This is a genomic window from Gordonia sp. McavH-238-E (genome assembly GCF_022348225.1).
GTDB classification, from domain to species: domain Bacteria; phylum Actinomycetota; class Actinomycetes; order Mycobacteriales; family Mycobacteriaceae; genus Gordonia; species Gordonia terrae.
In genome coordinates this window covers 60590-81214 of record NZ_JAKRFE010000014.1, presented here as the reverse complement: position 1 = coordinate 81214, position 20625 = coordinate 60590, and the positions used below count along the sequence as shown (strand labels likewise).

Annotated in this window: 19 protein-coding genes; 10 read left to right on the top strand and 9 right to left on the bottom strand. The window is 67.6% G+C overall.

Translation table 11 applies throughout. The features are described from left to right. The first annotated feature begins 80 nt into the window (after positions 1-80). Positions 81-1655 (top strand): serine hydrolase, encoded by a 1575-nt coding sequence (locus MHN80_RS20130; RefSeq protein WP_239403429.1) that lies wholly within the window; start codon positions 81-83, stop codon positions 1653-1655. Positions 1656-1658: 3 nt separating this feature from the next. On the opposite strand, the gene MHN80_RS20125 is transcribed toward MHN80_RS20130, so the two are convergent. Genes MHN80_RS20125 through MHN80_RS20115 form a run of 3 tightly spaced genes read right to left on the bottom strand, consistent with a single transcriptional unit; the run spans position 1659 to position 4044 of the window. Beyond that, entirely contained in the window at positions 1659-2147 is a 489-nt protein-coding gene (locus MHN80_RS20125) for a DinB family protein (protein ID WP_064569240.1), read from the bottom strand. Positions 2148-2157: 10 nt separating this feature from the next. Beyond that, positions 2158-3417 (bottom strand): NADH:flavin oxidoreductase, encoded by a 1260-nt coding sequence (locus MHN80_RS20120; RefSeq protein ID WP_239403406.1) that lies wholly within the window; start codon positions 3415-3417, stop codon positions 2158-2160. Between the two features lie 21 nt (positions 3418-3438). Beyond that, entirely contained in the window at positions 3439-4044 is a 606-nt protein-coding gene (locus tag MHN80_RS20115; protein ID WP_239403405.1) for a TetR/AcrR family transcriptional regulator, read from the bottom strand. A 119-nt stretch (positions 4045-4163) separates the two neighbouring features. On the opposite strand from MHN80_RS20115, the gene lpdA reads away from it, so the two are divergent. Together lpdA and MHN80_RS20105 are read left to right on the top strand one after the other, a co-directional pair. Next, on the top strand, positions 4164-5549 hold the full coding sequence (gene lpdA, locus MHN80_RS20110; protein WP_239403404.1) for a dihydrolipoyl dehydrogenase: 1386 nt from the start codon (positions 4164-4166) through the stop codon (positions 5547-5549). Between the two features lie 4 nt (positions 5550-5553). Then, entirely contained in the window at positions 5554-6438 is an 885-nt protein-coding gene (locus MHN80_RS20105) for a DNA-3-methyladenine glycosylase (protein WP_239403403.1), read from the top strand. Between the two features lie 15 nt (positions 6439-6453). On the opposite strand, the gene MHN80_RS20100 is transcribed toward MHN80_RS20105, so the two are convergent. Both MHN80_RS20100 and MHN80_RS20095 read right to left on the bottom strand, forming a co-directional pair. Continuing rightward, positions 6454-7098 (bottom strand): class I SAM-dependent methyltransferase, encoded by a 645-nt coding sequence (locus tag MHN80_RS20100; protein ID WP_239403402.1) that lies wholly within the window; start codon positions 7096-7098, stop codon positions 6454-6456. A 1-nt stretch (position 7099) separates the two neighbouring features. Further along, a complete protein-coding gene (locus tag MHN80_RS20095; protein ID WP_101822214.1) occupies positions 7100-7636 on the bottom strand; it encodes a carboxymuconolactone decarboxylase family protein in 537 nt (178 codons plus the stop codon). Positions 7637-7661: 25 nt separating this feature from the next. Between MHN80_RS20095 and MHN80_RS20090 the strand changes: the two genes are divergently transcribed. After that, on the top strand, positions 7662-8126 hold the full coding sequence (locus MHN80_RS20090; RefSeq protein WP_004022738.1) for a MaoC family dehydratase: 465 nt from the start codon (positions 7662-7664) through the stop codon (positions 8124-8126). Positions 8127-8149: 23 nt separating this feature from the next. Here MHN80_RS20090 and MHN80_RS20085 read toward each other — a convergent pair whose 3' ends face one another. Next, positions 8150-9553 carry a lipase family protein gene (locus MHN80_RS20085; RefSeq protein WP_239403401.1) on the bottom strand — a complete coding sequence of 468 codons (1404 nt, stop codon included), beginning with the start codon at positions 9551-9553 and terminating at the stop codon, positions 8150-8152. 310 nt (positions 9554-9863) lie between these two features. Between MHN80_RS20085 and MHN80_RS20080 the strand changes: the two genes are divergently transcribed. Further along, complete coding sequence (locus MHN80_RS20080; protein WP_239403400.1) at positions 9864-11267, top strand: lipase family protein; 1404 nt, start codon at positions 9864-9866, stop codon at positions 11265-11267. Positions 11268-11464: 197 nt separating this feature from the next. Here the strand turns inward: MHN80_RS20080 and ramB are convergent, their stop codons facing one another. Further along, complete coding sequence (gene ramB / locus MHN80_RS20075) at positions 11465-12904, bottom strand: acetate metabolism transcriptional regulator RamB (RefSeq protein WP_004022741.1); 1440 nt, start codon at positions 12902-12904, stop codon at positions 11465-11467. Positions 12905-12964: 60 nt separating this feature from the next. Here ramB and MHN80_RS20070 point away from each other — a divergent pair, with 60 nt between their 5' ends. The 4 genes from MHN80_RS20070 (at position 12965) to MHN80_RS20055 (ending at position 17590) form a co-directional block, all read left to right on the top strand. Continuing rightward, positions 12965-13735: a hypothetical protein gene (locus MHN80_RS20070; protein ID WP_239403399.1), complete on the top strand. Its 771-nt coding sequence runs from the start codon at positions 12965-12967 to the stop codon at positions 13733-13735. A 467-nt stretch (positions 13736-14202) separates the two neighbouring features. After that, the gene (aceA, locus tag MHN80_RS20065) at positions 14203-15498 is read left to right on the top strand and encodes an isocitrate lyase (protein WP_004022743.1); all 1296 of its coding nucleotides are present in this window, start codon (positions 14203-14205) and stop codon (positions 15496-15498) included. A 163-nt stretch (positions 15499-15661) separates the two neighbouring features. Continuing rightward, a complete protein-coding gene (locus tag MHN80_RS20060) occupies positions 15662-16528 on the top strand; it encodes a 3-hydroxybutyryl-CoA dehydrogenase (RefSeq protein ID WP_239403398.1) in 867 nt (288 codons plus the stop codon). 288 nt (positions 16529-16816) lie between these two features. After that, positions 16817-17590, top strand: a complete 774-nt coding sequence (locus MHN80_RS20055; RefSeq protein ID WP_004022745.1) for a hypothetical protein — start codon at positions 16817-16819, stop codon at positions 17588-17590. A 158-nt stretch (positions 17591-17748) separates the two neighbouring features. Here the strand turns inward: MHN80_RS20055 and MHN80_RS20050 are convergent, their stop codons facing one another. Together MHN80_RS20050 and MHN80_RS20045 are read right to left on the bottom strand one after the other, a co-directional pair. Next, positions 17749-18687, bottom strand: a complete 939-nt coding sequence (locus tag MHN80_RS20050; protein WP_239403397.1) for a hypothetical protein — start codon at positions 18685-18687, stop codon at positions 17749-17751. A 136-nt stretch (positions 18688-18823) separates the two neighbouring features. Then, the gene (locus tag MHN80_RS20045) at positions 18824-19348 is read right to left on the bottom strand and encodes a helix-turn-helix domain-containing protein (RefSeq protein ID WP_239403396.1); all 525 of its coding nucleotides are present in this window, start codon (positions 19346-19348) and stop codon (positions 18824-18826) included. Between the two features lie 86 nt (positions 19349-19434). Between MHN80_RS20045 and MHN80_RS20040 the strand changes: the two genes are divergently transcribed. Further along, on the top strand, positions 19435-20625 hold the full coding sequence (locus tag MHN80_RS20040; protein ID WP_239403395.1) for a benzoate/H(+) symporter BenE family transporter: 1191 nt from the start codon (positions 19435-19437) through the stop codon (positions 20623-20625).

Here is a 20625-nt window from a genome sequence, read left to right as displayed (position 1 = left end):
CCATGGCCACTGCCCATTCCGTTCCCGTCCGCTGTCCCGGCCATGAGCCGCCCCGGGTGTCGAGATGGGGTCGTCTCTCGATGGCCACCTGCTCCGCGGTCGCGGTGATCGCCCTCGTCGCCGCCTGCGACAGCGGGTCGTCGGGGACCGGTGCGCCACCGTCGGGCTCGTCGCCGGCCAATCCGAATTCTGTCGCCGCCGAGCCGCTGCCGGCCGATGCCGTCGACAAGGCGGTCGGACAGCTCGACGACCTCGTCAACTCGATGATGGAGTCGACGAAGATCCCCGGGGTGGCCGTGGCCGTGGTGTCGGGTGGGGAGACGAAGTACGCCAAGGGGTTCGGCGTGAAGGACATCACCACCGGTGACGCGGTCGACGCGAACACCGTCTTCCAGCTCGCGTCGGTGTCGAAGTCGGTCGGATCGACGGTGGTCGCGGCAGCCGTCACCGACAAGACGGTCACCTGGGAGATGCCGATCGTGGAATCACTGCCCTGGTTCGCGCTCGCCGAACCGTATGTCACCCGCACGGTCACGGTCGGCGACATGTACTCCCACCGGTCCGGCCTCCCGGACCATGCGGGCGACAAACTCGAGGACATGGGTTACTCGCGCGACGAGATCTTGCAGCGCATGCGTTTCATGCCGCTCGATCCGTTCCGGATCAGCTACGCCTACACCAACTTCGGGGTGACGGCCGGTGGTGAGGCGGTGGCGGTGAAGGCCGGGACGGACTGGGCGACGCTGTCTCAGGACCTCATCTACGGCCCGCTGGGCATGACCAGCACCAGCTCGCGATACGTCGACTTCGAGCGCCGGGCGGACCGCGCGGTCGGGCACATCAAGGAAGACGACAAGTGGGTCAAGACCCCGATCCCGCGTGAACCCGACGCCCAGTCACCCGCGGGCGGCGTCAGTTCGACCGTGAACGACATGGCGATCTGGCTGAAGATGGTGCTGGCCCAGGGCAAGCACAACGGACAGGAGGTCGTGGCACCCGACGCCCTGCTCCCGGCGGTCTCACCGCAGGTCGTGTCCAATCCGCCCCAGACGCCCGACTCCCGCGCCGGTTCGTACGGCTACGGCTTCAACGTCGGGGTCACCGAGGACGCGCGGACGCAGTTCAACCACGCCGGGGCCTTCGCCTCGGGCGCCGGAACGGTGTTCTCGATCCTGCCGTCCGGCGACACCGCCATCGTGGTCCTCTCCAACGCCGCGCCCCTCGGTGCGGTCGACGCGATCGCCGCCGAGTTCATGGACCTCGTGCAGTTCGGTGAGATCCGCAACGACTGGCGCGACCTGTACGCCAAGGCGTATGCGCCGCTGAGCGTGCCGGAGGGTGAACTCGTCGGCAAGGAACCGCCGTCGAATCCCGCTCCGCCGCAGCCACTGCCGTCGTATGTGGGCACGTACGCGAATCCGGTGTACGGACCGGCGGAGGTCGTCGAGCGGGATGGGAAGCTCGTCCTGGAGATGGGCCCGGGCGGGGTGCGCAAGCACGAGCTCGCCCACTGGGACGGCAACACCTTCACCTTCAGGCTGCTCAACGAGAACGCCGAGCCGGGTTCGATCTCGCAGGTCACCTTCGACGGACCGCGGATGACGATCGAGTACTACGACGACGAGGAGAGCAACGGAGAATTCATCCGCCGGTGATGTTCAGCGCCCGGTCTTGCCGTCGATGCCTTCGCGGATGATGTCCAGGTGCCCCGCGTGACGAGCGGTCTCCTCGATCAGGTGGGTCAGCGCCCACCTCATGGAGGGTGAGGAGCGTCGTCCGCTCGCTCGCGGCGCAGGTGCGGCGAGATCGGTGTAGGACTCGATGACCGCGCCGGCCTCGGATACCGCACGGCGATAGGCGTCCTGGACCGATGCCACGGTGTCGGTGTCCGGGCAGGTGAACGTCGCCTGCCAGTCGTCGGCGTCCTCGCCGAGGAAGAAGAACCGTTCCACAAACGTCAGGTGCCGGACCAGGCCGAGGAGGCTGGTGCCCGACGGAACGGCGGGCGCACGAGCGTCGTCTTCGGCGACGCCGTCGAGTTTGGCCACCGCCGACGCCCGCAGATAGTCGAGGAAACCGACGAGCACCTCCTTCTCCGAAGCGCCGGTCGCCGGTGGCGGGGTGTCCTTGCGGCGGCGAGGAGGCATGGGCACCACCCTAACGGCCGGCAGTCACCGGGTCGGGGACTTCGCCTGCCCGGATCGGGCATCGGGTGTGCGAGTAGATCGTCGGCATGCAGAGGTTGCAGTGGATGCACTTCGATGTCGTCGTGGGGTCGGCGGCCAGGCGCAGCGGAAGGTCGGGTTCACGCAACAGAGCGCGGCCCATGGCCACGAAATCGAAACCCTCGGCGAGAGCGAGGTCCATCGAGGCCCGGTCGGTGACGCCGCCCAGGAGGATCAGCGGCAGATCGACGGCCTTGCGGAGCTCACGCGCAAGGGGCAGCAGGTAGGCGTCGTGATAGCGGTAGTGCTTCAGGAAGATCGGCGCGAACGCCTTGAGGCCGTACTTCATCGCGCCGGAGAAGGCGTCGGCGAACTCCTTGCGCGGCGCCTCGCCGTGGAACAGGTACATCGGGTTGAGAAGTGAACTCCCCGCGGTGGGTTCGATGGCGTCCAGGTGACCGTCGGACTCCAGCAGCTGCGCCACCCGGCACGCCTCGTCGACATTGAAACCGCTCAACACCGACCGGCCGCGCGCCCGCGCCGCGGGAGAGCGCTCGAGGTCGACCCGGCCGACGCCGTCGAAGGTGTTCAGTTTGACCCAGATCGCCGCCTCGTCGCCGACCTCGTCGCGCACGGTCTCGACCACCTCGCGTGCGATACGTGCGCGGTTGACGAGGCTCCCGCCGTAGGCGTCGCGACGACGGTTCAGCAGGGGAGACAGGAAGCTGGAGATGAGATAGTTGTGGCCGCAATGGATCTCGAGCCCGTCGAAGCCGGAGTCCACCGCGAGCCGGGCGGCCCGACGGAACGTGGTCCGCAGGTCGGCGATGTCGTCGACGCTGATTGCGCGGGTCACCGACATCCCCATCGGCGCGGGTATCCGTGACGGCCCGAGGGAGGGGGCCCGGTTCGACGCCGAGTTCGCGACCGCGCCCGCATGTCCCAGTTGGGCGGCGGCGAGCGCACCCTCGGCGTGGATGGCGTCGGTGAGTCGCTGCAGACCGGGAACCGCCTCCGGGCGCATCCAGATCTGGTGGCGGTCGGTGCGGCCCTCGGGTGAGATCGCACAGTAGGCGACGGTGCTCATGGCGACACCACCGGCCGCGACCTCGCGATGGAACTCGATGAGCTCGTCGGTCACCAGTGCGTCGGGCGTCATCCCCTCGAAGGTGGCGCATTTGATCAGCCGGTTCCGCAGCTGCAACGGGCCCAGCCGGGCGGGGCTGAACGGTCCGGTGGTGGCGCTGTCCACGACAGGTCCTCTCACTCGTGTCTAGGTGGCGGGGGCGGTCAGTCCGGCGGTGACGAACCCGGCCAGGGCCGTCACCGCGGGGGTGCTCAACGTCTCGGTGCCGCCGAACCGCAGGAGGATGAGCTGGAAGGCGAGGGCCCAGCGCCGGCGCGCCTCGCTCGCGGTCAGGCCGGGGACGGCCTCGGCGAGCATGTCCGCGAAGGGGTCGAGATCGAACCAGCGCGACGTCCAGCTCGCACCGGGATGGGCGAACACGAACCGGGCGAGCAGCCGTAGGTGCAGGTGTCCGGTCGGGTCGGCCTGCAGGTCGACGAAAGGGGTCACCACCACGTCGACGACCTGAGCGATCGGCGTGCCGGCCGGGTCGAGTGAGGCGAGCGGGTCGGCCCACAGCGGACCGAGCCGGGACTGCAGCAGCGCGATGGTGAGGTCGTCTTTGGTGCCGAAGTGATAGTGCACCGCGGCCGGGTTGGCGTCGGCGGCCGCGCAGATCGCCCGGACGGACACCTTGTCGTATCCGTCGGCGAGGAAGAGACGTTCGGCGACGGCCAGCAGGGCGTCGCGCGTGGGCATCGGCGTCGAACCGCGACGCCCGGCACCACGTTCATCTCGGGTGGTCTGGGTCACACGAGCAGCAAAGCACAGTTCAGTCGGTGTTTCAATCAATGATTGAAATCAGAGGACTGCTACCGGCGAGTAGTGGGACACTCTGCGGCGACGGTCGGACGCGACGTAGGCTGACTGTCGTGGCTGAACACTTTCAAACAGTTGTATTGGGTGCAGGTCCAGGTGGGTACGTAGCCGCGATCCGGTCGGCTCAGCTGGGCATGAAAACCGCCGTCATCGAGGAGAAGTACTGGGGCGGTGTGTGTCTGAACGTCGGATGTATCCCGTCCAAGGCACTGCTGCGCAACGCCGAACTCGCGCACATCTTCAATCATCAGGCCAAGACCTTCGGCATCAGCGGCGACGTCTCCTTCGACTTCGGAGCAGCATTCGACCGCAGCCGCAAGGTCTCGGAGGGCATCGTCAAGGGTGTCCACTACCTGATGAAGAAGAACAAGATCACCGAGATCGACGGATACGGCGTGTTCACCGACGCCAAGACGATCACGGTGGGCGATCGCGAGATCACCTTCGACAATGTCATCATCGACACCGGGTCGACCGTCAAGCTGCTCCCCGGCGTCGAACTGTCGGACAACGTGGTCACCTACGAGGACCAGATCCTCACCCGTGAACTGCCCGACTCCATCGTCATCGTCGGCGCGGGCGCCATCGGCATGGAATTCGGCTACGTCATGGCCAACTACGGCGTGGACGTCACCATCGTCGAGTTCCTCGACCGCGTGCTGCCCAACGAGGACGCCGACTCGTCGAAGGCGCTCGCCAAGGAGTACAAGAAGCTCGGCATCAAGCTGCTCACCGGCACCCGTGTGCAGTCGGTGACCGACAACGGCGACAGCGTGACCGTCACCTACACCGACGCCAAGGACAAGGACGGCGAGCTCACCGTCGACAAGGTCCTCATGTCGGTCGGTTTCGCCCCGCGCGTCGAGGGCTTCGGCCTCGAGAAGACCGGCGTCGAACTCACCGACCGCGGCGCCATCGCGATCGACGACTACATGCGGACCAACGTCGAGGGCATCTACGCCATCGGTGACGTCACCGCCAAGCTGCAGCTCGCCCACGTCGCCGAGGCGCAGGGTGTGGTGGCCGCGGAGACCATGGCCGGCGTCGAGACCATGACCCTCGGGGACTACCGGTTCATGCCGCGCGCGACGTTCAGCCAGCCCCAGGTCGCGTCCTTCGGACTCACCGAGGCGCAGGCCAAGGACGAGGGCTACAACGTGAAGGCGACGACCTTCCCGTTCTCGGCCAACGGCAAGGCGCAGGGACTCGGCGAGACGGCGGGCTTCGTGAAGCTGCTCACCAACGCCGACACCGACGAACTCCTCGGCGGACACCTCGTGGGCGACAACGTCTCCGAGATGCTCCCGGAGATGACGCTGGCCCACAAGTGGGACCTCACCGCCAAGGAACTCGCCCGCAACGTGCACACGCACCCGACCCTGTCGGAGGCACTCCAGGAGACGTTCCACGGCGCGATCGGGCACATGATCAACCTGTAGGCGAGTGAGTGCCGCCGAACGTGTCCGCGAGTGGACACCCCCGTGGCCGCTGGACATCGGGGCGACGGTCGGCCTGCACCGGCGCGGTGCGGGCGACCCCGCTTTCGTCTACGGACGAGACAGGTCGGTGTGGCGGGCGGCGTACACGCCCGATGGGCCGGGCACGCTGACCGTTCGCTCCGATGGCACGACCATCACCGGACGCGCCTGGGGGCCGGGGGCGGACTGGCTGCTCGAGCAGATGCCCGATTTCCTCGGGGCGAGCGATGATCCGAACGCGCTGGTTCCACGTCACCCCGTGGTGAGCGAACTCGTCCGTCGCACCGAGGGATTGCGCCTCGGGCGCACCGATCGTGTGTGGGAGGCCTTGGTGCCCGCGATCCTCGAACAGAAGGTCGTGGGCGCCGAGGCGTTCCGCGCATGGCGGTATCTGTTGCGCCGCTTCGGTACTCCCGCGCCCGGACCGGTTCCGGAGACGATGAGGGTGCCACCGCCCCGAGCGGAGTGGGCCCGCATCCCGAGTTGGGAGTGGCACCGCAGCGGCATCGAACCGGTCCGGATGCGGACGATCCGCGGGGCGACCGCCCTCGACGTCGAACGCCATGCGGCCAAGCTCACCGTGCTACGCGGCGTCGGGCGATGGACCGAGGCCGAGACGCTCTCGCGGGCGCTTGGCGACCCCGACGTCGTCAACGTCGGCGACTACCACATCCCGAAGCTGGTGGGGCTCACGCTGATCGGCGAGGCCGTCGACGACGCGGGCATGCTCGAGTTGCTCGAACCCTATGCGGGACAGCGACAGCGCATCATCCGGATGGTCACGCGGGGCGGCGTTCGCCCCGAGCGTCGCGGACCGCGGATGACCATCCGTGACTACCGGTCGTTCTGAAGAGGGGTCGGGCCCCTACGATCCCGTCTTGCGTGCCAGCACGAATTGCCCCTGGCCGGTGATGGTCTGCTCGACGTCGTCCACTCCGGCGCGACGGAGGCGCTCGACGATCTCGTGGTCGTCGAAGATCCGGTATCCGCTCGCTCCGGCGAGTGGCCGGACACCCGGGAGTGAGGTGAGCGGGGTGGCCACCGAGGTGAAGACCACGATCTCGCCACCGGGCGCGGTCACTCGCACCAATTCGTCGACTACTGGTAGGGGATCGGGGATCAGGTAGAGCGCGGCCAGGCAGGTGACCACGTCGAAGGTGTTGTCGGCGAACGGCAGTGCGTGGGCGTCACCGCGCAGGAACGCGGCCCGCCCCACGGCGTTGGTCTGCGCGGCCCGCGCCAGCATGGGTGCGGAGAAGTCCACGCCGATGCACCGACCGTCGCCGGTGAGGCCATCGGCGATCTCTCGCGTGTAATTGCCGGGCCCACAGGCGACATCGAGCACCAGGCGGTCGCCGGGGCGGGCGAGGTAGGCGCGCAGCGCGCGATCGAAGTCGGCGGTGGACCGGCCGCCCAGACTGAAGAGCCGCGTGAAAGTCGGTCGCCACAGGTGTTCGTAGATCTCGGCGAAGTACTCGTTGCGCATCAGCCGCTGCGCGATCGACTCCATCTCAGGAGCGGGTGTCGCGCTGGATGCGCAGCGTGTGGATGGTGGTTGCGAGACTGTCGTACTGGCCGACAAGCAAGGTGAAGCCGATGAGCTTTCGGTCGTCGAGGTGCCGGGACAACGCCTGCCAGGCGATGTCGGAGACGTCCTTTGTCTCGACGAGTTCGTCGACGGCCCGCAGGATGGCGCGTTCGCGATCGCCCCACCCGGCGTCGGGACCCTCCAGGATGCGGTCGAACTCGTCCGCGGTGATCCCGGCCCGACGGCCGAGGCGTCGGTGATGATCGAGTTCGTAGTCGCATTTCCGAAGGTGCGCCACCCGGATGATCACCATCTCGGAGTCCTTGCGCGGCAACACTCCGAACGGCATGAGTCGGCTGCTGAAGTGGAGCCAGCCGCGGAACAGTCCCTTCGCGCGGCCGAGCGTGGAGAAGATGTGCGCGTCGTCCACCCCGATCGTGCGCGCGGCTCCCCGTGCGAAGACGAAATTGACCGGCCCTAGCTCCCGGAAACCACCCGGTGCGACGCGAGGTGTGCCCATGGCCCCACGGTAGACTACGCGGACTATGACGCACAGCACACGGACGTTCACCAGTGTCGACGAACTCAAGGCCGCGATCGGCGAGGATCTGGGGTCGGGCGAGTGGCTCGAGATCACCCAGGAACGGGTCGACGCCTTCGCCGATGCGACCGGCGATCACCAGTGGATTCACGTCGATCCCGAGCGTGCGAAGTCCGGTCCGTTCGGGACGACCATCGCGCACGGGTACCTGACGGTGTCGCTGCTGCCGATGATCGCCGGCAAGATCTTCACCGTCGAGGGTCCCAAGTTGGTCCTCAACTACGGGATGAACAAGTTGCGCTTCCCGAATCCGGTGAAGGTCGGCGCCCGTATCCGGTCCAACGCGGTGATCACCTCGATCGAGGAGACGCCCAAGGGCGTGAACATGGTTGTCACCAACACAGTGGAGATCGAGGGGGAGGCCAAACCCGCCTGCGTCGCCGAGAATCTCCGCGTCCTCGTCTTCTGACCCGGCGCAAAACGTCTCGGCGCTCAGCGGCGGCACTCGTCGACGGCCGGTTCGCCACGAAGTCGACGATCGAGCCAGTCGAGAGCGACCGGGAAGCCGAGTAGCGCCGCGGCGACGTGTTCACCGAAGATCTCGCGGTAGGCCGCGGTGGCGCCGTGCGCACACTGCTCGCGATAGAGCGCCCGGGCGCCGGCGGCAGGTATCCACCACTCGTGGGTGCCGTGGTAGATCAGCAGCGGAATCGCGGACACGCGATCGGCCATCCGGGTCAGCCGGTAGACGCGTTCGGCGGTCGGCGACCGGAACGGGTCGGGGTCGTCGGACAGCACCTGCATCGGTAGGAAGGTCCCTCCGGCGATCGCCTCGGGGATGACGCACACGTTTTTCAACGGCGACGAGGCCAGCCATCGCGCCGGCCGGTTGGCCAGGACCAGGATCTCCGGATGTTCGCGCGCGATACCGAAAGTGGCGGCATGGAACAGGCCGGACGCCAGGTTTGCGTTCATGCTCCCGACGAGCATGCGGAAGTCGGCCGGGACACCGCCGAGTGCCGCCCCGACGACCTGCTCGGTGAGTTCGGGGGCATAGTCGCCCAACAGTTTCGACGCTCCGTGTGTGGCGATGGCGCCGCCGGAGTATCCGGTCATCGCTATCCGACTGTCGCGCAGCGTGTCCGGTCGCACCTGAACGGCAGCGCGGATGGCGTCGAGCGTCACGTGGCCGGCGAGTACCGGTTCGGCGTAGGCCATCCGGGGACCCTGGTGGTCGGGCACGAGAACCGCAAAGCCCTGGTCCAGGGCGAGCTGGGTGGCCGGCGGGATGAGGTCCGTGACCCCGGTCGCAATGGAGAACCCGTGCGCGAGTGTGTATCCGGGCGTACAGGCGGCGCCGAGGGAATCGATCGGGAGGTTGTTCACCAGCATCGGCATCGATGCGTCGACCGCCCGTCGCGGGATCAGCAGGGTCGCCGTGCCGTAGATCGGTGCCCCGACGGCATCGGTGCTCCGGAACTTGATCAGTGTCGCCGATCGGAGCGGTACCGTCACCACGGGACCGGCGGCCGCGGTGACATCGCGGGTGGCGATCACGTCGCCCGGCGCGCGGCCGAGCAGATCCACCGGCCAGCGGTCGAACATCGGGTCCCCGGTGGGCGAGGGCAGGATCGATTCGAGCAATTCGAGTGTGCGGTGGTCGAATCCGCCGGCCCGCGCACGCGGTGGGATGACGCCGAGTCGGGGAATCGGCGGCGGGGGCACCGCCTCGTCGATCGCCCCGACGACAGGCGGCGGCAACGGCATCATGTTCGGTGGGTCGGCGGCCGCGCGTCCGACATGCGACGAAGCGAGGACGGCGGCGAGCAGGACGCCGACCGTCCACACTGACGGGTGCCGGAGCGGTGACCCGCGGTGGTTTGAGGTTGTCGTCATGACGGTGCCTCCGCTTCGCGGGCGCCCCGATGCACCCGCCACCTCGTGACGGTAGGACGCGCAACCGGGCCCGGGCGCCCAACGCGTATCGATGGTCGCCACACCGAGACGCAACCGTGATATCCGGTGCCCAAGAGGTATTCGCGTGTCGCCCGACCGGACTACACGTGCGACCGCCTGCGCAATCGGCACGGCGTGTGCGCCCCGCGCCATCTAGCATTGGCCCACAGGTGATCGCGATTCGAGTCGTCAGATGTGCTGCCGGGGGGCGGGGACTCGACGGTCACCGATGTGAGACGGGAGATCGGCGATGCCGATAAGGGGAGTTCGGCGATCGGTTCGACGGGCAGCGATCGCAATCACGGCGGTGGCAGCCGCGGTGGCTCTCGTCGCGGGTCCAACCGGGACGGCCGACGCCGAACCGCCCAACCTCACCTCGGTCCCGTCGCAGCTACCAGCGGACATCGACGCGGTGATCCCGCCGCCGCCGGTCAAGAAGTTGTCACGCATCCCGGAACGGTCCCGTATCCCGGGCGCCTCGCAGGAACTGCAAGAACTCCGCGAAGCGCTCATGCCGTCGCCGAGCGGAGACCGATTCTTCGATCACTGGCCGGCGGGGCTGGGTGCGCGGACCCCCGGGGAGATCCTGTCCACACGGTCGGTGACGCGCGTGGCGCAGCCGCTCGTCTTCGTCCCGCTGCGGTCGGCGCGGCAGGTCAAGTTCCGGACAACCGACGCGAACGACGCACCGATGTTCGGCACCGCGACCCTCCTGGTGCCGGCCAAGGCGTGGACCGGGCCGGGAGCCCGGCCCGTCCTGATCAACAATTCGCCGATCGTCGCGTTGGGTACCAGGTGCACGACAGGGTTCACCTACGCGCACGGTTTCACCAACAACACGAACGAGACCGATCTGATCCCGCCGTTCACCCAGCTCGCACTCGATCGCGGTTATGCGGTGCTCGTGCCCGATCACACGGGGCCCCGGATGGCGTACGCCGAGCCGTATGTCGCGGCACACGTGATCCTCGACTCGGTCCGCGCGGCCGCAGACCTCGACCCGACGAACTTCGCGTACGGACCCATCGCGATGGTCGGCTACTCCGGCGGGGCGATCGCCACCCACGGAGCGGCCAACCTCGCCGCCGGATATGCACCCGACATCGCCGGCCGTTTCGTGGGAGCGGCCATCGGCGGGGTGCCTGCCGACTACCGGTCGCTCGCCGGCGCCATGAATGCGAACCTGGCCTCCGGGGTCTTCCACGCCGCGATGCTCGGTATCGCGCGGGAGCGGCCCGAGGTCTTGCGGATGTCGAACCATCTGGCGAGATGGCTCGCGACGTCGGAGATCCGCAACATCTGCACCGACGACATGGGCAATCTCGGCATCGCCCACCTGCCGACCCAGCTGCTGTCGACCGACCCGGATCCGTTCCACTCCGCACTTGCCGAGAAGCTGTTCGAGGTCACGGCCATGTCTGATCTCGAGGCGTCGATGCCGTTGCTGATCTACCACGGGCGCTACGAGTGGTGGGTCCCGGCTAGTCAGGCACGGGCGCTGTTCGACCAGCAGTGTGCGCTCGGTGCCACCGCTATCTACCGCGAATACGGGGCCGAGCACGTGTCGGCGGCCGCGCTCGGCTTCCCGGACACCGCGAGATGGCTCGACGACCGGTTGCGTGGGCTGCCGGCACCGAACGGGTGCCGACGCTGATCGTGGTACGGCCCTTCGTGGCTCGTCGCTAGCGCTCCTCGCACCTCAGGGAGCAGTGGGGCAGGTCGCCAGCGCTCCTCGCACCTCAGGGAGCAGTGGGGCAGGTCGCCAGCGCTCCTCGCACCTCAGGGAGCAGTGGGGCAGGTCGCTAGCGCTCCTCGCACCTCAGGGAGCAGTGGTTGTGTGTTTCGTTCGGATCAGGGAGCGGGACGTGTCTCGGTGAGGCTCATGTACGGCGAGACGCTGCTGGTGTGTTCGTCGATGCGCAGTGAGGCCCCCAGGGCGGGGAATGCACGCTGGGCGCAGTTGGTCCGCTCGCATACCCGGCAACCGGCACCGATCGGCGTGACATGTGCCTGCGGCCCGATCTCCAGGCCGTCGGAGTAGATGACCCGCGCGGCATGGCGCAGTTCGCAACCCATGCCGATCGCGAAGGTCTTGCCGGGTTGGCCGTAGCGAGTCGCGCGGCGTTCGACGGTTCGTGCCACCCAGAAGTAGTTGCGGCCGTCGGGCATCTCGGCGATCTGGGTGATGATCTTGCCGGGGTAGGCGAAGGTCTCGTAGACATTCCAGAGCGGGCACGTCCCGCCGCTCTGCGAGAAGTGGAAACCGGTGGCGGACTGGCGTTTCGACATGTTCCCCGCGCGGTCGACGCGAACGAACGACCAGGGGATGCCGCGTAGGTTGGGTCGCTGCAGTGTAGAGAGCCGGTGGCAGATCGTCTCGTACGAAACTGAGTAGAAGGCGGACAGTCGTTCGATGTCATACCGGAAGTCCTCTGCCGCGCCGTGAAACTGGCTGTAGGGCAGGACGACCGCGGCGGCGAAATAGTTCGCCAGACCGAGTAGTCCGAGCGCCCTGGCGTCCTCGCTGCTGAAATTGGCCTCGTCGACCAGCTTGTCGAGGAGATCCTGGTATTCGAGATAGCAGAGTTCGCTCGCGAGTTTGAACGTCCGCTGCCCCGCCGACAGCGATGCGGAGAACTCCAGGCGCCGGGCCTCGCGGTCGAACCGGTGCAGCGTGTAGTCGCCGAGGTCGACGCGTCGCACGATGCTGATGCCGTGGACGCTCTCGATGCGATTCATGATCTCGCGGCGGATGTCGGCCGAATGCATCCGCATCCGGGTCGTCATCCCCTCGGCAGCGACGTCGAGTTCGTGAATGTAGTTACGGCGCTGATAGAAGTAGTCGCGCACCTCCTCGTGCGGCGCGCTGATGGTGCCGCGCATGCTGCGATCCCCGCGTTCGTCGGTGGCCGCCGCGAGCTGATCGGTCGCGATCCGATAGCGGCGGTGGAGGTTCACCATCGCCTGCGCCATCTCGGGGTGCGACGTGACCATCGCGCTGATCCCCTGTGCGTCGAGCGCGCCGGGGGATGCCTCGAGATCGTCGTCGAGCAGGGCCTCCCGCAACTCGGCGACCAGACGGACGTCGTCCTGCGAGTCGAAGAACCCGGCATCGACGCCGAAGGCCTCGGTGATCTTGGCGAGCACCGAGGCGGTGAGGGGACGCGCATCGTGCTCGATCTGATTGAGATACGACGCCGAGATCGACAGGGTCTGGGCGAGAGCGACCTGCGACAGGCCACGCTCGGAACGCAACTGGCGTAACCGCGACCCCACATAGGTCCTGCTCATCGTCCACCTCCCGGACAGGTGCCGCCGCCCTGAGCGTCGCCCCCAGGGTACGGTGACCGCGTGCTCACCCTCCTCGGCCGACGCCGCTCGCCGGCAGCGCTGGCCGTGTCGGTCGCGGCCGTGGCGCTCGGCGTCGCGGGGTGCGCAGCCGGTCCGGAGACCGCGCCGGCTCCACGGGGACCCGCCGATCTGGTGCTGTCCGCGTCGGAGCTGCCGCCCGGGTACGCCGCCGCTCCGCTGTCCGTGTCCGATCTCGTCGGGGGGAACCAGGCCGCCATCGATGCGTCCCGGTCGGCGCGTGTCACGCCCGAGTACTGTCGGCCCACGTCCGATGAGTCGCTCAACAAGCAGCTGACCGCGGACAACTCCGCTGTCCTGGCCGCCCGTGACGGCGCCACGGGGACCCTCGTCGAACTCGTCACCACCGCATCTCGCGACATCGACGCCGATCGTCTGACAACGACGGGCCGTTGCTCGCGCACCACGACGGAGATCACCACCGGGCATCTGTCGGGGAGCCGGGTGCTCACGGTGTACACCGAACTCCCCCAGCCGGATGTCGACGGGGGGTTGCTGCCCGGTGAGCAGTTGCTGGTCACCCGATCCGACGTCACGACGACACTTCCCGACGGCGGCGTCCGCCGGCAGATCGGCTTCGCGGGGTACGCACTGCTCGACCGCCCAGCGTCGGGCCAGGTGACGGTGCAACTCACGGTATCGGGCGCGCCGACCCGAGCGACCGATCCGCCGACCACGCCGGTCGAGCCGATCGATCCGGCCGCTTTCTCGGCCCTGTTCGACGTCGCTGTCGAACGAGTCACCACACCCTGAGCCCCGCGGACCGCGATCGACGCGGCCCCGGATCGTGTGAAGGGCGTCACTCTCGGCCACCTGACCGTTCCCGGCGTCGTGCGGACCGAGAGCGCTTCGGTACCCGGGTGCATTCCTACCCGCGAGTAGAAAATCCCAGTACGGACGTACTTTTTGGCGGGCGACGCTTCGCGATTCACAGATCAATATTTGCAAACTTTGCACACCGGTGACGAAAAATAACCCAGATTTGCAGTGGTCAAGGGTTGGACCTGCAGGTTTGTCTTGTGGCACCCTTGCTGCAGGCACTACCGACACTGAGTCCGCAGGTTCGCAAGTTCGGCCGAGACTGACGCCGACCGCGAGTCAACACCTTCAGGCGAGGATGTCGGTTGTCTGTCAGCAGAGAGGTTCCGGCGGCGCGCCGGGCCGTCGCCCCGATCCGGCCCCCGGTCGGGACGAGCAGGACAACGAAAGCGAAGTAGCCAATGAGCAACGTCGGAAAGCCCCGTACCGCCGCAGAGATCCAGCAGGATTGGGACACCAACCCGCGCTGGAAGGGCATCAAGCGCGACTACACCGCCGAGCAGGTCGCCGAGCTCCAGGGTTCGGTCGTCGAGGAGCACACCCTCGCCCGTCGTGGCGCGGAGATCCTGTGGGACGGCGTGACCAAGGGTGACGGCAGCTACATCAACGCACTCGGCGCCCTCACCGGCAACCAGGCCGTTCAGCAGGTTCGCGCCGGCCTGAAGGCCGTGTACCTCTCGGGCTGGCAGGTCGCCGGCGACGCCAACCTCTCCGGGCACACCTACCCCGACCAGTCGCTCTACCCGGCCAACTCGGTGCCGAGCGTCGTGCGTCGCATCAACAACGCGCTGCTGCGCGCGGACGAGATCGCCCGTGTCGAGGGTGACGACTCGGTCGACAACTGGGTCGTCCCGATCGTCGCCGACGGTGAGGCCGGCTTCGGTGGCGCCCTCAACGTCTACGAGCTGCAGAAGGCCATGATCGCCGCGGGTGCCGCCGGTACCCACTGGGAGGATCAGCTCGCCTCGGAGAAGAAGTGCGGCCACCTCGGTGGCAAGGTGCTGATCCCGACCCAGCAGCACGTCCGCACCCTGAACTCGGCTCGTCTGGCCGCCGACGTCGCCGGTGTGCCCACCGTCGTCATCGCACGCACCGACGCCGAGGCTGCGACGCTGATCACCTCGGACGTCGACGACCGCGACAAGCAGTTCGTCACCGGTGAGCGCACCGCCGAGGGCTACTACCACGTGAAGAACGGCATCGAGCCTTGCATCGAGCGTGCGAAGTCCTACGCTCCCTACGCCGACATGATCTGGATGGAGACCGGCACCCCCGATCTCGAGCTGGCGCGCAAGTTCGCCGAGGCCGTCAAGAGCGAGTACCCCGACCAGCTGCTGTCCTACAACTGCAGCCCGTCGTTCAACTGGAGCAAGCACCTCGACGACAGCACCATCGCCAAGTTCCAGAACGAGCTCGGCGCCATGGGCTTCACCTTCCAGTTCATCACGCTGGCCGGCTTCCACTCGCTGAACTACGGCATGTTCGACCTGGCCTACGGCTACGCCCGCGAGCAGATGTCGGCGTTCGTCGACCTGCAGAACCGCGAGTTCAAGGCTGCCGAAGAGCGTGGCTTCACCGCCGTCAAGCACCAGCGTGAGGTCGGCGCAGGCTACTTCGACAACATCGCCACCACCGTCGACCCCAACACCTCGACCGCAGCTCTCAAGGGCTCGACCGAGGAGGGTCAGTTCCACTAGGAACCCGACCGCCTCTGGCGTGATTTGGCAAACCAGTCAGGCGGTCCGCGGCTTTCGCTGCGGGCCGCCTGTTGGCGTATCCCGGGCGTGATCAGTACCTGGGAGTCACCCCTGTTCTCGCGAAATCGGTTGTCGCCAGAACGTTTTTCTCCGAGGAGCCGACATGACAAGCCAGACGATCTCCCGCGTCGGGGTGGTGGGGGCAGGGCAGATGGGCGCCGGAATCGCCGAGGTGTGCGCGCGCGCCCACTCGGATGTGCTCGTCTACGAATTCACCCGCGAACTGGCCGCCGCCGGTCGCGATCGGGTCCTCCGATCGCTCGACCGCGGGGTCTCCAGCGGCAAACTGACCGAGCGGGAACGCGAACAGGCGTCGCTTCGACTCCGCTTCACCTCGGACCTGGGCGACTTCGCCGACCGTCAACTCGTGTGCGAGGCCGTCGTCGAGGACGAAACGGTCAAGGCCGAGATCTTCACCCAACTGGACAAGGTCGTCGCCGACCCCGAGGCCGTCCTGGCGTCGAACACCTCGTCCATCCCGATCATGAAGCTGGGCATGGCAACTCAGAATGCCGCCCGTGTCATCGGCATGCACTTCTTCAACCCCGTCCCGGTTCTCCCGCTGGTCGAGGTCGTCACCACCCTGGTGACCACGCCGGCGGTCGTCGAGCGCGCCGAGACCTTCGCGCACGACGTGCTGGGCAAGCAGGTGGTCCGATCGGCCGATCGGTCCGGGTTCGTCGTGAACGCCCTGCTCGTCCCGTACCTGCTCTCGTCCATCCGGATGGTGGAGAGCGGCTTCGCGACGGTTGACGACATCGACAAGGCCATGGTCCTGGGCTGCGCCCATCCGATGGGCCCGCTCAAGCTGGCCGACCTCGTCGGACTCGATACGGTCAAGGCGATCGCCGACAAGATGTACGAGGAGTTCAAAGAGCCCCTCTACTCGCCGCCTCCGCTGCTCCTGCGCATGGTCGAGGCTGGCCGTCTGGGCAAGAAGGCCGGTCACGGCTTCCACCGATACGGGTGATCTGACCGGTCTGTCGGGGCGTCCGAGTGACCTCCGTCACGAGTGTTAGCAGGATGCTTGCATTTGCTAGCACAGCGTGGATACTGGATATCGGAAACACCAATACCGATGGCGCCGCGGTTCCCCTTTTCTCGCGCGGTGTGAGCCGGATCGAATCGGCTTGCGACACCGACCGTTTCGAGGCGACAGGCGACGGAATGTTCCGACATGCGCCCGGCGAAGATGCCGAGATGAGCGAGACCGCATGTGCTGCAGCGCGATTGGTGACCCAACCCGAAGGAGTCCATTGTGACCACCACCGAACGCAACTATGCCCCCCTCTACGCCGCAGTCGGCGCAGGCGACTACGCCTTCGCGCAGGTCACCGAGAAGCTGACCGAACTGCGTGAGCGCACCGAAGCTGCTGCCGAGACCGCTCAATCGCGTTTCGATGAAGCCAAGACCCGGATCACGGATCTGCCGGAGACCGCACAGACGCGCTTCGACGAGGCCAAGACCCGCATCGGTTCGCTGTCCGAGGAGGTCCCCGGCGACCTCGAGGAGCTGCGCGGCAAGCTGACCGCCGACGAGCTCAAGCGCATCACCGATCCGTACGTGGAGAAGGCCTACGGCTTCTACACCTCGCTCGCCGAGCGCGGTGAGGCCACGCTCGAACGCCTCCGCACCAAGCCGCTCGTCCAGGAGAACCTCTCGCGTGCCGAGAAGGTCTACAACGACGCGGTCGACCTCACCGAGGATGCTCTCGGGGTCGTGTCCACCCAGACCCGCCTGGTCGGCGACCGCGCGGCGAAGCTCGCCGGCCGCGCAAGTGAGCAGGTCGAGGACGTCGCCGTCGCCATCGAAGAGGCCGGCAGCAACGTCAAGGAGCAGGCCGACGACGCGGCCAAGGAAATCGACGGCGCCGCAGGCACTGTCGAGGCCAAGGGCCGCGCCGCCAAGTCGTCGCCGGCCACCAAGGTGGCCGAGGCCAAGGACACCCCGGTTCCGGCCGTGAAGAAGACCGCCGCCAAGCGGGCGCCGGCCAAGAAGGCTCCCGTCAAGAAGCCGACCACCGCGAAGTAAGCTCTCGCACAGTCGCATCCGCAACGCCCCCGCCCTCGGCGGGGGCGTTGTCGTGTGTCGGGGTGCCGTTGTCTCGGGGGAGGGCCCTCTGTCCCGCGGTGTTGTTTCCGTTGCGCTGATGAGATCTGATCAGCGGGAGGGAAATGGGACCGCGGGACTCAGCTCATCAATTCGAACTTCTCCAGCCATGGCCGGAGCAGGCCGATGAAAGACCCGTCCTCGAGCATCGACCATGTCCAGCGCACGACGACGGGGCCCAGCGCGCGGATCTCGTCCTCGCGCAACTTCTCCTGCAGCACGACATCGGCCACGGTCTTCCCTGCTGCCCGCAGGCGGCCGTATTTCACCATGCCGTCGAACTCCCCGACGAGCTTCGCCTCCCAGTCGAAGTCGACACGGTAGACGCCGCTCCGCCCGCAGAACTGGTGTTGCAGCCCCGGGGCAGGCAGGCCGGCCTCGATCATCTGCGCCCGACTCCACGATTCGCCGACGCTTTCGGCCGCCCCATCGGCCAGTGCCAGCGCACGCCGCGCCACTCTGCCCCCTTGGCGACGACGCGAGGTCAGGATCCGTCCCATGAGCTGACGATCGGCGCCGATGCGAATTGCCTGGTCGAAGGCGGTGAGCGCCTGTGCGAAGTCGCCCCCGGCCGCCACATCGACGGCGGTTCGCTCGATTGTGGTGACAAGTATTCCGTCGACGACGGTGAGCTCGTCCTCCGTCAGGGCGGCTGCGTGAACGTGACGATGCGTCGCGATGAATCCGCCGGCCTTCTTGCCGCTGGTGACGTGGACGCGGTCGGTGTCGGGCTTCAGCAGTGGAAGGCCGAGCACCGCGGCGGCCGACACGTTACTCAGCGGCAGCTGCGGTGCGTTGGCGGGCTGTGACGTGGCGACCGCTACAGATTTGAGGCGGTGCAACTCCTGATCGCCTTCGTGCCCGGCGAAGTCGTCGGATGCCGGCACGAAGACGCCGGGGATGAGGCGGATCAGGTCGCCGGCAGATACTGCTGCGGCGAGCAGATTGTCGGAGAAGGCCGCATCGAGTGCGGCGCCGCGACGGATCAGACCGTAGCGGTCCACTGGGTAGCTGGTCATCTCTATTCGACGCAGCGGAGGGCGTTTCGGCTCCATCGAGTTTTCCCTGGCTTCCCGCGGCCCCGCTTCCGTCCCGCTGATCGGATCCCATCAGCGGGACGGAAACAGCACCGCGGGAGAGCGATCCGGCAGGCCGTCAGGGCGTCCGGATGGTCAGGACCGCGAGGGCGCCGTCGTCGCTGCGATAGGTGTGCGGAACGTCGGACAGCCAGTGCAGGGAGTCGCCCGGCCCGGCCGTGTGCTCCTCGCCGGCGCGCCCGGCGCAGAGGTGGCCGCTGACCACATGGACGTGTTCGACCACGCCGGGCCCGTGCGCGGGCGACTCCCTGGTTCCGCCGGAGGTGACGCGCAGCCAGAACACCTCGGTGACCGATCCGTCGTCGTGGTGCTCGACATGGAGCAACCGTGCGGCGAGATGGGGTCCGGCCCCCTCGGTACCGGATTCCTCGCCCAGGAGCGCCGACAGGGGCACACCGAGCGGCCCGGCAATGGCATACAGCGTGTCGAGGGTGGGGTTGCGTTGACCGGCTTCGAGTTCGGACAGCGAACCCTTGCCGATTCGCGCTTCCCGGGCGAGGCCGGACAGGCTCAGGCCACGTTGCTTCCGAATGGCGGAGATCCGGGCCCCGACGGCTCGTCGTCGGTCATCGCCGTGTGTCATCGTCTGGGCCCGCGCTCGTTTCTCACGTCAATGGACACCGCGCACGCGGTGTTCTGTTTACGGAACGATACCGTTATGCTCGCGGCATGACCAGTCCCGTCTCGTCGACTCTCAGCGAGCCGATCATCGCCGGGGTGGTGACCTCCTTGGTCGGGTTCACCTCCTCCTTCGTCGTGGTGGTGACCGGATTGCGTTCGGTGGGCGCCGACCCGTCCCAGGCCGCGTCGGGTCTGCTCGTGCTGACGGTTCTGTTCGGACTCGGGTCGATCCTGCTGTCACTCCGCACGCGCCGGCCGGTGACGCTGGCGTGGTCCACGCCGGGCGCCGCACTGCTCGTATCGGCCGGCTCGTCCTACGACGCCGGATGGCCGGCGGCGATCGGCGCCTTTCTGGTGGTCGGGTTTCTGATCCTCGCAACCGGACTGGTGCCGGCGCTCGGCGAGTTGATCGGCCGCATCCCGACGCCGATCGCCCAGGCGATGCTGGCCGGGGTCCTCCTCTCGCTGTGCCTCGCGCCGATGACCTCACTGGCCGCCCAACCGTGGTCGACCATTCCGATCCTCGTCGTCTGGTTGCTGGCGATGCGATGGCTCCCGCGGTGGGCGCTGCCGCTGGCGCTCGTCACGGCCCTGATCGTGATCGGGGTGAACCTGGTCCTCGACGACTACAGTGGCTGGGCGGGTGAGTCGTGGTGGCCGCAACTGACCTGGACCACACCCGCTTTCGATGTGAGCGCGATCGTCGGGCTCGCGGTTCCGCTCTACATCGTCACGATGGCCTCGCAGAATGTTCCGGGGGTGGCCGTGCTCAAGTCCTTCGGCTACGAGACGCCCTGGCGTCCGGCGATGTTCGTGACCGGGGCCGGAACAGTGCTCGGTGCGCCATTCGGCGGCCACGCGATCAACCTCGCCGCGCTGTCCGCGGCACTGGCCGCAGGCCCGGAGGCGGGTGCCGACCGGTCGCGACGGTGGATCGCGGGTGTGGCGACGGGTTCGACGAGTCTCGTGCTCGCAGCGCTGTCGGGCGCGCTGGTGGTCATCACGGCGATCGCACCGGAGGGATTGCTCGAAGCGGTTGCGGGACTTGCGCTGTTGACCACCTTCGTGGCGTCGATCCTCGGTGCGTTCGAGAAGGCGGAGTTCCGCATGCCCGCGGCACTGACCTTCGTGACCGCGGCCGCGGGTGTCACCTTCGCCGGGATCGGTGGCGCGTTCTGGGCTCTCGTCGTCGGGCTGGTGGCGCACTGGGTGCAAGCACGTCGCCCATCTGCTCCCTGA